Origin of the sequence: Streptomyces sp. NBC_00873 (assembly GCF_045207415.1) — a bacterium.
Taxonomy (GTDB): Bacteria; Actinomycetota; Actinomycetes; order Streptomycetales; family Streptomycetaceae; genus Streptomyces.
This window is the reverse complement of sequence record NZ_CP108803.1, coordinates 3,703,871-3,717,949: the sequence shown is the minus strand read 5'-3', so window position 1 is coordinate 3,717,949 and position 14,079 is coordinate 3,703,871. Positions and strand designations below refer to the sequence as shown.

The 14,079-nt window shown below is 71.8% G+C and carries 14 protein-coding genes and 1 pseudogene; 7 read left to right on the top strand and 8 right to left on the bottom strand.

Annotation, left to right across the window (positions count from 1 at the left end):
- Nucleotides 1–54: 54 nt before the first annotated feature.
- Nucleotides 55–1,008 carry a LysR family transcriptional regulator gene (locus OH809_RS16760; RefSeq protein ID WP_406421625.1) on the top strand — a complete coding sequence of 318 codons (954 nt, stop codon included), beginning with the start codon at nt 55–57 and terminating at the stop codon, nt 1,006–1,008.
- A gap of 57 nt (nt 1,009–1,065) precedes the next feature.
- Here OH809_RS16760 and OH809_RS16755 read toward each other — a convergent pair whose 3' ends face one another.
- Nucleotides 1,066–1,743, bottom strand: a complete 678-nt coding sequence (locus OH809_RS16755; protein WP_406425154.1) for an alpha/beta hydrolase — start codon at nt 1,741–1,743, stop codon at nt 1,066–1,068.
- A gap of 187 nt (nt 1,744–1,930) precedes the next feature.
- On the opposite strand from OH809_RS16755, the gene OH809_RS16750 reads away from it, so the two are divergent.
- Both OH809_RS16750 and OH809_RS16745 read left to right on the top strand, forming a co-directional pair.
- A complete protein-coding gene (locus OH809_RS16750) occupies nt 1,931–3,085 on the top strand; it encodes an adenosine deaminase (protein WP_406421626.1) in 1,155 nt (384 codons plus the stop codon).
- A 134-nt stretch (nt 3,086–3,219) separates the two neighbouring features.
- Nucleotides 3,220–3,573 carry a hypothetical protein gene (locus tag OH809_RS16745; RefSeq protein WP_406421627.1) on the top strand — a complete coding sequence of 118 codons (354 nt, stop codon included), beginning with the start codon at nt 3,220–3,222 and terminating at the stop codon, nt 3,571–3,573.
- A gap of 106 nt (nt 3,574–3,679) precedes the next feature.
- On the opposite strand, the gene OH809_RS16740 is transcribed toward OH809_RS16745, so the two are convergent.
- The 5 genes from OH809_RS16740 to afsQ1 form a co-directional block, all read right to left on the bottom strand.
- Nucleotides 3,680–3,883, bottom strand: coding sequence for a PspC domain-containing protein (locus OH809_RS16740; protein ID WP_406421628.1), 204 nt, complete (start codon nt 3,881–3,883; stop codon nt 3,680–3,682).
- Nucleotides 3,884–3,977: 94 nt separating this feature from the next.
- Entirely contained in the window at nt 3,978–4,532 is a 555-nt protein-coding gene (locus tag OH809_RS16735) for a VanZ family protein (RefSeq protein WP_406421629.1), read from the bottom strand.
- A gap of 247 nt (nt 4,533–4,779) precedes the next feature.
- Nucleotides 4,780–5,403 carry a hypothetical protein gene (locus OH809_RS16730; protein WP_406421630.1) on the bottom strand — a complete coding sequence of 208 codons (624 nt, stop codon included), beginning with the start codon at nt 5,401–5,403 and terminating at the stop codon, nt 4,780–4,782.
- Nucleotides 5,403–6,941, bottom strand: a complete 1,539-nt coding sequence (locus tag OH809_RS16725) for an ATP-binding protein (protein ID WP_406421631.1) — start codon at nt 6,939–6,941, stop codon at nt 5,403–5,405. The genes OH809_RS16730 and OH809_RS16725 overlap by 1 nt, the downstream gene beginning before the upstream one ends.
- Nucleotides 6,938–7,615, bottom strand: a complete 678-nt coding sequence (gene afsQ1 / locus OH809_RS16720; protein ID WP_189275392.1) for a two-component system response regulator AfsQ1 — start codon at nt 7,613–7,615, stop codon at nt 6,938–6,940. The genes OH809_RS16725 and afsQ1 overlap by 4 nt, the downstream gene beginning before the upstream one ends.
- A gap of 182 nt (nt 7,616–7,797) precedes the next feature.
- Here afsQ1 and OH809_RS16715 point away from each other — a divergent pair, with 182 nt between their 5' ends.
- Entirely contained in the window at nt 7,798–8,586 is a 789-nt protein-coding gene (locus OH809_RS16715) for a SigE family RNA polymerase sigma factor (protein WP_406421632.1), read from the top strand.
- A 184-nt stretch (nt 8,587–8,770) separates the two neighbouring features.
- Here OH809_RS16715 and OH809_RS16710 read toward each other — a convergent pair.
- Both OH809_RS16710 and OH809_RS16705 read right to left on the bottom strand, forming a co-directional pair.
- Nucleotides 8,771–9,491, bottom strand: a pseudogene (locus tag OH809_RS16710) (response regulator).
- Entirely contained in the window at nt 9,488–10,672 is a 1,185-nt protein-coding gene (locus OH809_RS16705) for a sensor histidine kinase (RefSeq protein WP_406421633.1), read from the bottom strand. The pseudogene OH809_RS16710 and the gene OH809_RS16705 overlap by 4 nt, the downstream one beginning before the upstream one ends.
- A 145-nt stretch (nt 10,673–10,817) precedes the next feature.
- On the opposite strand from OH809_RS16705, the gene OH809_RS16700 reads away from it, so the two are divergent.
- Genes OH809_RS16700 through OH809_RS16690 form a run of 3 tightly spaced genes read left to right on the top strand, consistent with a single transcriptional unit; the run spans nt 10,818 to nt 14,061 of the window.
- Entirely contained in the window at nt 10,818–11,750 is a 933-nt protein-coding gene (locus tag OH809_RS16700) for an ABC transporter ATP-binding protein (protein ID WP_406421634.1), read from the top strand.
- A complete protein-coding gene (locus OH809_RS16695) occupies nt 11,747–13,288 on the top strand; it encodes an ABC transporter permease subunit (protein ID WP_406421635.1) in 1,542 nt (513 codons plus the stop codon). The genes OH809_RS16700 and OH809_RS16695 overlap by 4 nt, the downstream gene beginning before the upstream one ends.
- A complete protein-coding gene (locus OH809_RS16690; protein WP_406421636.1) occupies nt 13,285–14,061 on the top strand; it encodes an ABC transporter permease subunit in 777 nt (258 codons plus the stop codon). The genes OH809_RS16695 and OH809_RS16690 overlap by 4 nt, the downstream gene beginning before the upstream one ends.
- Nucleotides 14,062–14,079 lie beyond the last annotated feature (18 nt).

The window sequence follows — 14,079 nt, the reverse complement described above, 5'->3', positions numbered from 1 at the left end:
AGTAGATCTCTCTGATTTATGCGTCCAATGCACGAACTTGCGATAATCAATCCCATGGCGCATGAACGCAGCTCACAGCCTCGGCTGTCACCGAGTAGTTACGAAGAAGACATTCGCGCAGTGCTCGCGCCGCGGCTCGCGTACTTCGAGGCGGTGGCCCGCCACGAGCATGTGACGCGCGCCGCGCACGAGCTCGGTGTCCCGCAGTCCACGCTGTCGCGGGCGATGGTCAGGCTGGAACAGGACCTGGGCGTCGCCCTGTTCGCCCGCAAGGGCCGTACCGTCTCGCTCACCCCCGCGGGCCGCACCTTCCTGGGCTCCGCCGAGCGGGCCCTCACCGAGGTGGAGCGGGCCGCGGACTCGGTACGGGCGGACGCCGACCCGACGGCGGGCAAGGTCGCCTTCGGCTTCCTGCACACCATGGGCTCCGAGACCGTCCCCGCCCTGCTCCGCTCCTTCCGCGCCGACCACCCCCGGGTCCGCTTCCAGCTGGTGCAGAACTACGGCGAGGCGATGATCGAACGCCTCCGGGCCGGCGGCCTCGACCTCTGCCTCACCTCCCCCGTCCCGGACGCCCCCGACCTGGTCGCCCGCCGCCTCGACGAGCAGCGGCTGCGTCTGGTCGTCCCGGAGGACCACCGCCTCGCCTCCCGCAGGCGGATCCGCCTGGTGGAGGCCGCCGACGAGGCGTTCGTGACGCTGGAGCCGGGGTACGGTCTGCGGCGGATCACCGACGACCTGTGTGCCGAGGCGGGCTTCACCCCGCGTGTGGCGTTCGAGGGGGAGGAGGCGGAGACCCTGCGCGGCCTGGTTGCGGCGGGCCTGGGCGTCGCCCTGCTGCCGCCCCCGGCGGTGGCCCGCCCGGGCGTGGTCGAACTGACGGTCACGGCGCCCCGCGCGGCCCGCGAGATCGGCGTGGCCTGGCTGGACGGCCACCCGGACACACCTCCGGTGGCGGCGTTCAAACAGTTCCTGCTGTCGCGCCGGGGGCATCTGCTGCCGGAGTGAGCAGCCTTCAGCAGCCCTCGGCAGCCCGGCTGATCCGGTGAAGAGTGATTGTTGGCCTTACCGCCCCAACGATCGCCCGAACCCCGCCGCCAGCGGCATCCGCAGCCCCAGGGGCGGGGGCGCCGCCAGGGCGTCGGCGACCGGGCGGGCGTAGGCCCGGCCGAACAGCGCTCCCCGGACGAAGTCCACGGCCAGTGCCACCACTTCGGCGCGGTGCTGGCGCAGGGCGTGGCCGTCCGAGTGGACCTCGAAGCGGCAGGTGTCCCGGTTGGCCTTCTTGGCGCGCTGGGCCAGCCGGAACGACAACTCCGGGTCGGAGCGTGCGTCGTTCGTGCCGTGGACGAGCAACACCTGGCGGCCCAGCAGGTGCTTCACCGGCTCCGGTTCCACCGCGGAGTCTTCGGGAAGCCAAGGGGCCATCGCCAGCACGGAGTTGACCGCCGGATGGCCGCCCGCACGCAGCGCCGCCCGGCCGCCCATGCCGTGGCCGGCCAGACAGACGGGGATGTCGCCGTAGCGTCGCACGACCTCCTCCACCGCCCACTCCGCGTCCGCCGCGAGCTGCGCGTCCGTGGCGTTCCAGCCCCGGCAGCGGTAGTGCACGACATGCGCGGCCAGCCCGTCATCCTGGCCCGCGCGGGCCAGGGTCCGGGCGAGCGGCAGCTGCAGTGCGTACGACAGGGAGGAAGGGCGGCGGTGCGAGTCGGCCTCGCCGTCCGGGAGCAGCAGGACCACTCCGCTGATCGCAGGTTGTGCTCCGGCCGTCATCACGGCCCGTCCCAGCCTCGGAGCAGGCAGGGGAAGTACGCGCTGTCCCATGACAGAACAGTGTCAGAAGAAGAGGTGTACGCCACCCCTATTCGCGGTCACTGTTACGCATCGGCGCGCGGCGCTCTACGCGCGTAGGCGCTAGAGTGCACAGATGATGAGCCCGACCCTCCATGTGCCCGGCGCCGACCAGATCCGACGCGCCCCCAAGGTGCTGCTCCACGACCACCTCGACGGCGGTCTGCGCCCCGGCACGATCGTCGACCTGGCCCGTGACGCGGGCTACGAAGCCCTTCCCGAGACCGACCCGGACAAGCTCGGCATCTGGTTCCGCGAGGCGGCCGACTCCGGCTCGCTGGAGCGTTACCTGGAGACGTTCGCCCACACCTGTGCCGTCATGCAGACCCGGGACGCCCTGTTCCGGGTGGCCGCCGAGTGCGCCGAGGACCTGGCCGCGGACGGTGTCGTGTACGCGGAGGTGCGGTACGCCCCCGAGCAGCACCTGGAATCCGGGCTGACCCTCGAACAGGTCGTCGAGGCGGTCAACGAGGGCTTCCGCGAGGGTGAGCGCCGGGCCCGTCAGGACGGCAACCGGATCAGGGTGGGCGCCCTGCTCACCGCGATGCGGCACGCCGCCCGCGCCCTGGAGATCGCCGAACTCGCCAACCGCTACCGAGACCTGGGCGTCGTCGGCTTCGACATCGCGGGCGCCGAGGCGGGCTACCCGCCCACCCGCCACCTCGACGCCTTCGAGTACCTCAAGCGCGAGAACAACCACTTCACCATCCACGCGGGCGAGGCCTTCGGCCTGCCGTCGATCTGGCAGGCGCTCCAGTGGTGCGGCGCCGACCGCCTCGGCCACGGCGTCCGCATCATCGACGACATCGAGGTCGCCGAGGACGGCAGCGTGACGCTCGGCCGCCTCGCCTCGTACGTACGGGACAAGCGCATCCCGCTGGAGATGTGCCCGACCTCCAACCTCCAGACCGGCGCCGCCGCCTCGTACGCCGACCACCCCATCGGGCTGCTGCGGAGGCTCCATTTCCGCCTCACCGTGAATACGGACAACCGGCTGATGAGCGGTACGAGCATGAGCCAGGAATTCGAGCGGCTGACCGAGACCTTCGGATACACGCTCGACGACATGCAGTGGTTCACAGTCAATGCAATGAAATCAGCGTTCATTCCTTTCGATGAACGTCTCGCGATGATCAATGACGTGATCAAGCCCGGATATGCCGGGCTGAAGTCCGAGTGGCTCTTCGAGCAGACCGCTGCGACCAGCGGCTCTTCGTCCCCCGCGGGCTGATTCGCGCTCTGTTCCGAACGGCCGGGACGATCAGATCCTGGCCGTTCGGCGTGTCCGGCATGTTTGCGGGACAGGTCGTGGGCTGACTAGTTTGCAGAGTCGCCCACATCCCCTTCCCCAAGGATGAATTCCACATGAAGCAGTCTGCTGCCAGGACTTTCGGTGTCGCCGCTCTCGGCGCCGCTTTCGCCGCTGCCGCCGCCGGAACCGCTTCCGCGTCCGCGCTGCCCGTCGACGCCGCGTCCGCGCTGCCCTCCCCCAAGTTCTCGGCTCCGCTCGAGCAGGGAGGTACCCCCTTCGGCTCCGCGCTGGGGACCGCCACCCAGAGCCGGCCGGTCCAGGACACGGCCACGAAGCTCCTCGGCAGCGGTCAGACGAAGGTCGTCCACGACGCCACCTCACCGCTCAAGGGCCTGCTCGGCGGACTGCCCGCCGGCGGCGTGAAGGCCAACGGTCTGTCGACCAACGCTCTCCCGCTCGGCGGCTGACCCCCCCCGCACCCACGCACGTGGGGCGGACACCCGGACCGGGTGTCCGCCCCACGCGTGCGTCCAGGGACGAGGGGATGTCCGGCCATGATCCGCCGGACGCCGCCTACCAGTCGGTCGCCGCCGACGACTTCTCGGCCGGCAGCAGCAGCCACAGCGCCAGGTAGAGCAGGAACTGCGGGCCGGGCAGCAGGCAAGAGACCAGGAAGATCACGCGCATGGTCGCGGCGGACGTGCCGAAGCGCCGTGCCAGCGCTGCGCACACTCCGCCGATCATGCGTCCGTCACGGGGGCGGGCAAGTGCGGCCATGGTGGGCTCCTTCGCGAACCGTCTGCTGGGGAGCAGCTCCGTCGTGCTCCCGATGTCTCCATGGTGGCTCCACGAACGGGGGCAAGGCGTCGCTCTACGGTGCGATACCGACCCTGGAAATCGTCGGGGTCGACCCCTGAGAGCTTTCCTCCCTCTGGCGGGGAATCGCTCCCCGCAGCAGCTGCTCCTGCTTCCGGCGGCGCAGCCGCTTCCGGAACACCGGCACCACCAGCAGATGGGCCAACGCCACCCCGACCGTGTTCAGCAGCAGCGAGTCGACATCGACGACCTGCCCCGGCACCCCGGTCTGCGCCAGCTCGATGGTCAGCGAGATCAGCGACCCGGCGGCGACCGTACGCGCCAGCGAGGCCCAGGGGGAGACGTGGAGCCGGCCCCCGGCCATCGGCAGCAGCACCCCCAGCGGTGCCAGCAACAACAGTCCCTCACCGATCCGGTGCGCCGCCTCGGCCGGGCCGAGGGACAGGTCCGCCCTGATGCCGGCGAGCGGTTGAAGATTCGCGGCTGTCACCCACGGGACGTCCAGCGGGCGCAGAGTCAGCCACCCGACCAGCAGCAGATGCGCGAGGAGGAGAAACCCCCCGGCCGCGCGGAAGCGGATGACGGCCTGGCCGTCCGAACCTTGACCCACGCCCCCCAAGACGCCCCTACTGGCGGCATCGGTTCCGCCCCCGCCCCAGGAAACCCGGGCGGGGCGGCGCGACAGGCGGCGGGCTCACGGCCTCCCCCGCGACAGGGAGGGGGCTCCCGACGCCCTGCGGCTCCGCTTGCGGCGTCGTCGTCGGTCACCGATGATCCGCGTCGACTCCGTCCTCCGCCTCGCCATCGAAGCCGCATGACGCCGCTCGCCGATCCACTCCCTGTCGCGGGGGAGGCCGTCAGGGCAGCTCGAGCGCGCCGAGCGTCGGCACGGACTTCGGCCGGGCCTTCGTCTCCGAAGTGCACAGATAGCCGCGCGGTGCGTAGTTCCCCGGTCCGCCGAGCATCACCGTGCCGTCCGGGGCGAGCGACTCGCTCTCCGCGTAGGTGCACACGATCTGCGCCAGCGCCTCCGACGGCAGGTCCTCCGGCTGCTCACTGAGCCGCAGCGCGGCCGCCGGATCGCCCCGACGCGCCTCGCTGATCCGGAGCGTCGTCGGCACGGTCGTGGAGAAGCCGGCCTGGCGCTCATCGCCGGCCGGTTCCCGCTGCAGCTCGTCGAGGAGGGCCTGCGCCACCCGGATCCGGTCCGACTTCGCGTCGCGGACCTGCACCGCGCGGTCCACCGTGACCAGTTGCGAGGCGCAGACCAGATAGATCTGGACCGGGATGCCCTTCGACGCCTCTGCGCTGACGTCCTCCGCGGACATCGAACACGGCACCCGCGACGGCGCGGCCCCGGCGTCGACCGGCACCGAGGTGGTCCTGATCCCGCACCCGGCGGCCAGCACGGCACAGACGACGGCGCCGGCCAGCGCCCCGGCCGAGCGGCGCGCCCGGCGCGTCCCACGGTTGCTGCGCATCACGTCGCGCCGCCCTCCTCGTCCTGGACCTCCGCGTCGTGATCCTGCGCGGTGCGGGTGAGCTGTTCGGCATCGCGCGGCAGCCGCAGGACGAACACCGCGCCGTCGCCGTCCGGCGAGTTCGCCGCGGTGATGTCACCGCCGTGGATGTGCGCGTTCTCCATGGCGATCGACAGACCCAGCCCGCTGCCCTCCGAACGCGGCCTGGACGCACTGGCCTTGTAGAAACGGTCGAAGACGTGCGGCAGGACGTCCTCGGGAATGCCGGGGCCGTGGTCGCGCACCTCGATGACGAGTTCGTCGCCGTCGGTCCGTACCGCGACCCGTACCGGCGAACCGCCGTGCTTCAGCGCGTTGCCGATCAGATTGGCCAGGATCACATCGAGCCGGCGCGGATCGAGGCGGACCATCATGCCGCGCTCGGCGTCCAGATCCACCGCGTCCAGCCAGGCGCGGGCGTCGATGCAGGCGGTGACCTGGTCGGCGACATCGACCGTGTCGAGGACGAGCCGGGCGGTACCCGCGTCGAAGCGGGTGACCTCCATCAGGTTCTCCACCAGGTCGTTGAGCCGCCGGGTCTCGCTGACCACCAGGTGAACGGCGGGCGCGATCATCGGGTCGAGGCTGTCGGCCTCGTCCTCCAGCACCTCGGCGACCGCGGTGATCGCGGTGAGCGGGGTCCGCAGTTCGTGCGACATGTCGGCGACGAACCGGCGGCTGGACTCCTCCCGCGCGCTCATGTCCGCGACCTTCTTCTCCAGCGAACTCGCGGCCTTGTTGAACGTGCGGGAGAGATCGGCGAGTTCATCGGTGCCGGACACCACGAGGCGGGTGTCGAGTTTCCCCTCGCCCAGCTTGCGCGCCGCGTCACCGAGCCGCTGCACCGGCCGCAGCACCGTCGTCGCGGCAGCCTGCGCCAGCAGCGCGGAGCCGACCAGGGCGAGAGCCGTAGCGATCCCCAGCGACCACGCGAGGGAGCTGAGATCCTGCCGTTCCTGGTCGAGCGACTTCAGCATGTAGCCGGTCGGACCACCACCGATGATCTTCGTGCCGGCCACCAGGTACGGCGTACCGCGGATCGAGGTCCGCTGCCAGAACAGGTGGTACGCGTACTTGTTGCCCGCCTCCACCGGCTGCTTCCGGTTGACCTGCCGCTGCAGAGAGAGCGGCACGTTGTCGAGCGTGAACGAGTCCAGGTCGGAGTTGCCCACGATCGGCTTGCCGCCGTCACGCTTGTCGACGAGCAGCACGCTGTAGCCGGGGCTGCTGCTCGCCATCTGCACGGCGGTGTTCTGCAGGTCGTCCTTGGTCGGGCGCAGCGGCAGCGAAGCCGCCCGGTTCTGCATCTCCTGCCGGAAGTCCCCGAGCGCCGCATCCTGCGTCCGCGTCAGGACCGCCTCGCGGTTGAGCCAGTACGCGATTCCCGAGGCCGACACCGCGGCGGTCAGCGCCACCAGTGCGAACACGACGACGAGCCGCAGCCGCAGACTGGTCCAGCGAAGTCCGGCGAGCGGGCTGCGTTTGGTGGCAGCACTCACTGAGGCGAGTCCAGCCGGTAGCCCACGCCGCGTACGGTACGGATCAGGGTCGGTGAGGACGGCACGTCCTCCACCTTGGCGCGCAGCCGCTGCACACAGGCGTCGACCAGCCGGGAGTCACCGAGATAGTCGTGCTCCCAGACCAGCCGCAGCAACTGCTGGCGCGACAGGGCCTGCCCGGGGCGACGGCTCAGTTCGAGCAGGAGCCGCAGCTCGGTCGGCGTGAGCTGCAGGTCCTCCCCGTTCTTCGTCACGGTCATCGCGGAACGGTCGATGACGACGTTCCCGAACGTCGCCGAGTCCGTGGACTCGCGCTCGCCGCGGCGCAGCACCGCGCGGATCCGGGCGTCGAGCACCCGGCCCTGCACGGGTTTCACCACATAGTCGTCGGCGCCGGACTCCAGTCCGACCACGACGTCGATGTCGTCGCTGCGCGCGGTCAGCAGAATGATCGGCAGCTGGTCGGTGCGCCGGATGCGGCGACACACCTCGAAACCGTCGATACCGGGCAGCATCACATCCAGCACGATCAGGTCCGGCCGCTGCTCGCGCAGCAGTTTCAGGCCGTCCTCTCCCGTTGCCGCGGTGGCCACACGGTGGCCCTGGCGCGACAGCGAGAGTTCGAGGGCCGTGCGGATGGCGTCGTCGTCCTCGATCAGCAGCAGGAAAGGCACGGGGGTCATTCTGGCCCATGGTGGAGCTTCAGTTCGACACTTGAAGCGCTCTCATACGTCCGGCGCACCCGTGGGAGGACCTGTGACAGGTCTGTGACAGTCGGCGGACAACGCCATGAAACAGCCCGGGCAAGCTCATTCTCACAAGGAGACGGACGGACTCCACCGACGGGGGGCGCGGGATGAACGCACTGCACAGCACGACCACAAGCGCAGTTGTCACGCGTCTCCACGACGTCGGCAGGGGCACCGAGAAGTCCGGCACCGGAGGGGGTGCCTCCCTGCTGGAGCGGAACCGAGAGCTCGGGGGAGGCCGGGGGTGCGTTCGTGTCGCCGGGCGTCAGTACACGTCCTGTATGACGGTGGTCGACGCACCTGCGGCAGCCGGCGGGGGAGCCGTGTACGGGGAGGTCACGGGGGAGCGGACGTCCCGGACGGAGAGCTCGGACGCCGAAGCGGCGTTCACGGCCTACGTCCAGGAGCGCCGCGCCTCCCTGTACGCAACCGCCTACCACCTGACCGGTGACCGGTTCGAGGCCGAGGACCTGCTGCAGAGCGCCCTCTTCTCCACGTACCGGGCGTGGGACCGGATCAGTGACAAGGCGGCGGTCGGCGGGTACTTGCGCCGCACCATGACCAATCTGCACATCAGCGCGTGGCGCCGACGCAAGTTGAACGAATACCCGACCGAGGAACTGCCGGAGACGGTGGGCGACACGGACGCGATGCGCGGTACGGAACTGCGCGCCGTGCTCTGGCAGGCGCTGGCGCGGCTGCCGGAACTCCAGCGCACGATGCTGGTCCTGCGGTACTACGAGGGGCGCACGGACCCCGAGATCGCGTCGATCCTCGACATCAGTGTCGGCACGGTGAAGTCGAGCATCTGGCGGTCGCTGCGGCGGCTGCGCGAGGACGAGGTGCTGAGCTTCGGCCGTGACGAGGAGGAGTCCTTCGGCGAGCTGGTGGCCTGAAGGCAGCGGGGGATCCGGGGGGATCCGGAGACTGCTGCTTCGGGGGAAGCGGCGGGCTTACGGGGGGAACGCAGCGGGGTCGGATGGGCCGGGGGGTCCTGTCCGGCCCTGCGGTGCGTCCGGGGCGGGGCGGGCGCGGGGAGAGCAGAGGGACCTCGCGGGGCTCTGCCCCGGACCCCGGTCCTCAATCGCGCGACGGCCTTGGATTCGGGGCTCTGCCCTGGGAGCCCGGGACGACCAGGCCCGATTCGTAGGCCGTCACCACCGCCTGGGTCCGGTCGCGCAGGGCCAGTTTGGCCAGGATTCGACTGACGTGCGTTTTCACCGTCTCCTCCGTGATCAGCAGGCGCGTCGCGACCTCGGGGTTGGACAGGCCCTCCGCCACCAGGCGCAGGACCTCGGTCTCCCGGGGGGGTGAGTGCTGCGAGCACCGCCGCGGGTACGGGGTCCGGCGTGCGGTGCTGGGTGGCGAATTTGCTGATCAGGCGGCGGGTGACTGTCGGTGCCAGCAGGGCCTGGCCGGCCGCGATGACACGCACCGCGTCGAAGAGCCGCTCCGCGGTGACGTCCTTGAGCAGGAAGCCGCTGGCTCCGGCGCGCAGGGCGTCGTACACGTACTCGTCCAGGTCGAACGTGGTCAGGATGAGGATGCGAGGACCGTCCGGGTTCGACGCGGCCAGTTGTCTCGTCGCTTCGATACCGTCCGTGCCCGGCATCCGTACGTCCATGAGGACCACGTCGGGCCGGAGGCCGGCGCACGTCCGTACCGCCTCGGCACCGTCGCACGCCGTGCCGACGACGGTGAAGTCCGGCTGCGTGTCCAGCAGGGCGGCGAAGCCCGTACGGACGACCTGGTGGTCGTCGGCGACGACGATCCGTACGGCGGGCTGTGGCTCGGTGCTCATCCGGTGCTCTCCGCGTGGGTCGGCAGTACGGTCTCGACGAGGAAGCCGCCGCCGTGCGCGGGGCCGGTGCGCAGTTCGCCGCCGACCGCGGCGGCACGCTCGCGCATGCCGGACAGGCCGTGGCCGCCCGCGGACGGCTCGGGCGGCGGGCCCGGTCCGTTGTCGCGGATGCGCAGGGCGAGGGTGCCGGCGGTGTAGTGCAGTTCCACGTCGACGGCGGCGCCCGGTGCGTGCCGCCGGGCGTTGGTGAGGGCTTCCTGGACGATGCGGTACGCGGCGAGCTCGACGCCCGGGTCGAGCGCCGCCTGCCGGCCGCGGACGATGAGGCGGGTGCCCGTCCCGGACGCGTCCCGGGCTTCGTCGAGCAGGTCGACCAGTTGCCGCAGGCCCGGCTGCGGCTGCCGGTCGGCCGTATCGGACCCGGTGTCCTCGCGCAGGACGCCGAGCAGCCGGCGCATCTCGGTCAGCGCCGCCCGCGCGGTGTCGCCGATCGACGAGAGCCGCTGCGCACCGGCGGCGGGCATATCGGGGGTGGTCAGCCGGGCCGTCTCGGCCTGGACGGCGATTATGGAGATGTGATGGGCGACGACGTCGTGCAACTCGCGGGCGATCCGGGCGCGTTCGCCGCGTGCCGTGTGTTCGAGCAGGGTGCTGGTGATCGCCCGGTGCGCGGCGCTGTGGGTGAGTGCCTCGCCGCGGGCCCGGCGGGCGATGCCCGACCACGCCGCGACCGGGGCGAGCGAGGCCAGCAGCACGGTGAGGACGCCGGTTTCGGAGTGCGCCGGGGCGAGCCGGGCGAGGGCGAGCGGCAGGAACGGCATGGCGAGGAGCGCCGCCGACCGCGGTGAGCCGGCACGGCCCAGCCGGTGCAGGACGACCAGCTGGGCGCAGAGTCCCGCGACGGTCAGCGAGCGGAACGGGACCAGCGACAGCACGGTTGCCGCGGTGACCGACGCGGCGGCCGCGGCAGGGCTCAGGAACGCCGACGGCAGCGTGGTGGCCAGCGCGAGCAGACCGATGAGCAGGGCGAACCGGACCGTGACGCCGCTGTCCGCCGTCCGTGCGAACGACTCGGTCACCGCGAGCAGCGCCAGGACCGTCCCGGCCACGGCAGGCGTACGAGGGCCGACGCCGATGCGCCGCCCCCGCTCGGCCCGTCCGCTCCGCCGGTGCTCGTCCACGTCCGTCATTCTTGCCGCAGGTGGCGCGCCCCGGCATCCCTCTCATGAGGGACCCGTGGCGCCGGACATCCCTCGTGCCAGGGAGGGCGGAAGTCGCTGTCCGGCGTGACGACCGCGGGGCACCTGGCTGTTTAGCCTGCCGGACATGGAAGCAACCGTGGAAGTCACCGGCCTGCGCAAGCGCTACGGGCCGACCACCGCGCTGGACGGGATGACGTTCACCGTCAGGCCCGGACAGGTCACCGGCTTCGTCGGCCCCAACGGCGCCGGCAAGTCCACCACGATGCGGGTCATCCTCGGCCTGGACTCGGCCGACGAGGGCGCCGCGCTGATTGGTGGTCAGCCGTACCGGAACCTGCGGAACCCGCTGAACCACATCGGGGCGCTGCTGGACGCCGCCGCACTGCAGCCGGGCCGGACCGCCCGCAACCATCTGCTGTGGCTGGCCCACTCGCAGGGCCTCGGCGCGCGGCGGGTCGACGACGTCATCGAGCAGGCCGGTCTGGGGCCGGTCGCCGGGCGCCGCACGGCGGGCTTCTCGCTCGGCATGCGACAGCGCCTCGGGATCGCCGCCGCACTGCTCGGCGACCCGCCGGTGATCATGCTGGACGAGCCGTTCAACGGCCTGGACCCGGAAGGCATCGTGTGGATGCGCGACTTCCAGCGCGCGCTGGCCGCACAGGGCCGGGCGGTGCTGCTGTCCAGCCACCTGATGAGCGAACTGCAGGACACCGCCGACCATCTGGTGGTGGTCGGACGCGGCAGGGTCATCGCCGACACCAGCGTGCGCGAACTGATCGGGACCGCGTCCGGCGACCGGGTCACGCTGCGGACCTCGGCTCGGTCGGAGGCGATGACGGCGCTGGCGTACGCCGGAGCCACCGTGGCGGCCACCGACCGCGACACACTCACCGTCTCCGGGCTGGCGGCGGAGCACGTCGTGACGCTGCTCGGTGAGAGCGGGGTGCCGTTCTCCGAAGTGTCCGCGCACCGCGCGACACTGGAGGAGGCGTACATGGAACTCACCCGGGACGCGGTCGAGTTCCGCGCCGCGGCGGCCGAGGAGCCGGCCCGATGACCCTGACCACGACGTCGTACCGCCCCGGGACGCCGGCCGTACACGCCGGGTTCGCCCAGCAACTGCGGGCCGAGTGGACCAAGTTCCGTACGGTACGGGGCTGGGTCGCCGGACTCGCGGCCGCGGCGCTGGTGATCGTACTGATCGGGCTGATCGGCGCCCCCACCGGGCGGCCCACCTGCGAGGAGCCGAACCAGCCCTGTACCGGTGCCAGGGGTCCGGGCGGCGAGGCCGTGACGGACCGGTTCTACTTCGTGCACCAGCCGCTGACCGGGGACGGCAGCATCACCGTACGGATCACGTCACTGGCCCCGGACGGTACGAAGGGCGGGCTGCCGCCGTGGGCGAAGGCGGGGATCGTCCTGAAATCGGGCGACCGGGCGGGCTCTGCGTACGCGGCCGTCATGGCCACCGCAGGGCACGGCGTGCGGATGCAGCACAACTACACGCATGACACAGCCGGTGCCCCCGGCGCCGTCTCCGCCGCGTCCCCGCACTGGCTGCGGCTGACCCGGTCCGGGGACACGGTGACCGGCTACCGGTCGGCCGACGGGGCGCGCTGGACCGCGGTCGGCCGCGCGCGCCTGACCGGACTGCCGTCGCAGATGCAGGCCGGGATGTTCGCCGCCTCGCCGCCCGCCACGGAGTCGACGAGCCAGAAGTTCGGCGGGCTGAGCAACCGCGGGGCGCCCACCCGGGCCACCGCTGTCTTCGACCACGTCGCTCTCAGCGGCGCGGAGTCCGGGGACGCGGCGTGGCACGGTGAGCAGATGGGCGGACCTGCCGACGACTTCGCGTCGGACGGCACGTTCCGCCGGGCGGGCGACACGTTCACCGTCACCGGGTCCGGCGACATCGCACCGGCCGTGGGCGGGCCCATGACCGCGGGCGGGCAGACCATCGAGCGCAGCCTGGCCGGCACGTTCGTCGGGCTGATCCTGGTGATCGTCGTCGGGGCGACGTTCATCACCGCCGAGTACCGGCGCGGACTGATCCGCACCACTCTCATGGCGAGCCCGCGGCGGGGCAGGGCGCCGGCCGCGAAAGCCGTCGTCCTCGCTGCCGTGACCTTTGCGGCCGGGCTGCCCGCCGCGGCCGCGGCGGTGCTGCTCGGTGAATGGCTGGTGCGCCCCGGCGGCTTCGACTTCCCGGTCGGCACGCTCACGGAGCTGCGCGTGGTGGCCGGTACGGCGGCCCTGCTCGCGGTCACCGCGGTGCTCGCCATGGCTGTCGGCACCGTACTGCGGCGCAGCGCCGGGGCGGTCACCCTGGTGTTCGCGGCGATCGTCCTGCCGTACATCCTCGCGACCGCCTCGATCCTGCCGGCCGGGCCCTCGCAGTGGCTGCTGCGTGTCACCCCGGCAGCGGGCTTCGCCATTCAGCAGAACATGCCGCAGTACGCGCAGGTGGACAGCGACTACACACCGGGCTTCGGCTACTTCCCGCTGCCGCCGTGGGGCGGCTTCGCGGTGCTGTGCGGGTGGACGGCTGTCGCGTTGGGCGCGGCGGTGCTCATGATGCGCCGGAGGGACGCATGAAGCAGACCCTGCACGCGGAGTGGACGAAGCTGCGCACCGTGACGGCCCCGGGGTGGCTGCTCCTTGCCCTTGTCGTGCTCACGGTGGCGGTCAGTGCCGCGACGGCTGCCGCCGCCGAGTGCCCGTCGACGGACTGTCACCAGGACGTCGTCAGGCTCGGTCTGACCGGGATCCATGTGGGGCAGACGGTCGTCGCCGTCCTGGCCGTGCTGATGATCGGCGGCGAGTACAGCACGGGGATGATGCGCACCACCCTGACGGCGACACCGCGCCGGTCCACGGTCCTGGCGGCGAAGTCGGTCGTCCTCGCGGGGGTGGTGCTGGTCGCCGGGGCGGTCGCGGTGTTCGGCTGCCTGCTTGCGGCGGGGCTGATCCTGCCGGGCAACGGCTTCACGACGGCGCAGGGCCAGGCGATGCTGTCCCCGGCCGACGGTGCGACGCTGCGCGCGGCGGCCGGGTCGGTGCTGTACCTGGTGCTGATCGCCCTGCTCGCCCTCGGCGCCGCCACCGCGGTCCGGGACCCGGCGGCTGCGGTCGGCGTCGTACTCGGCCTGCTCTTCGTCCTCCCGATCCTCACGCAGCTGGTCACCGACCCGGACTGGCACCGGCACCTGCAGCAGATCGCCCCGATGACGGCGGGGCTCGCCATTCAGTCCACGATCGGTGCCGACAGCCTGCCCATCGGCCCGTGGGCAGGGCTGGGAGTGCTCACGGGATGGGCCGTGGCCGCGCTGCTGGGCGGGGGGCTGGTCCTGAGGCTGCGGGACGCGTGAGTCACCGGTGCCCGACCG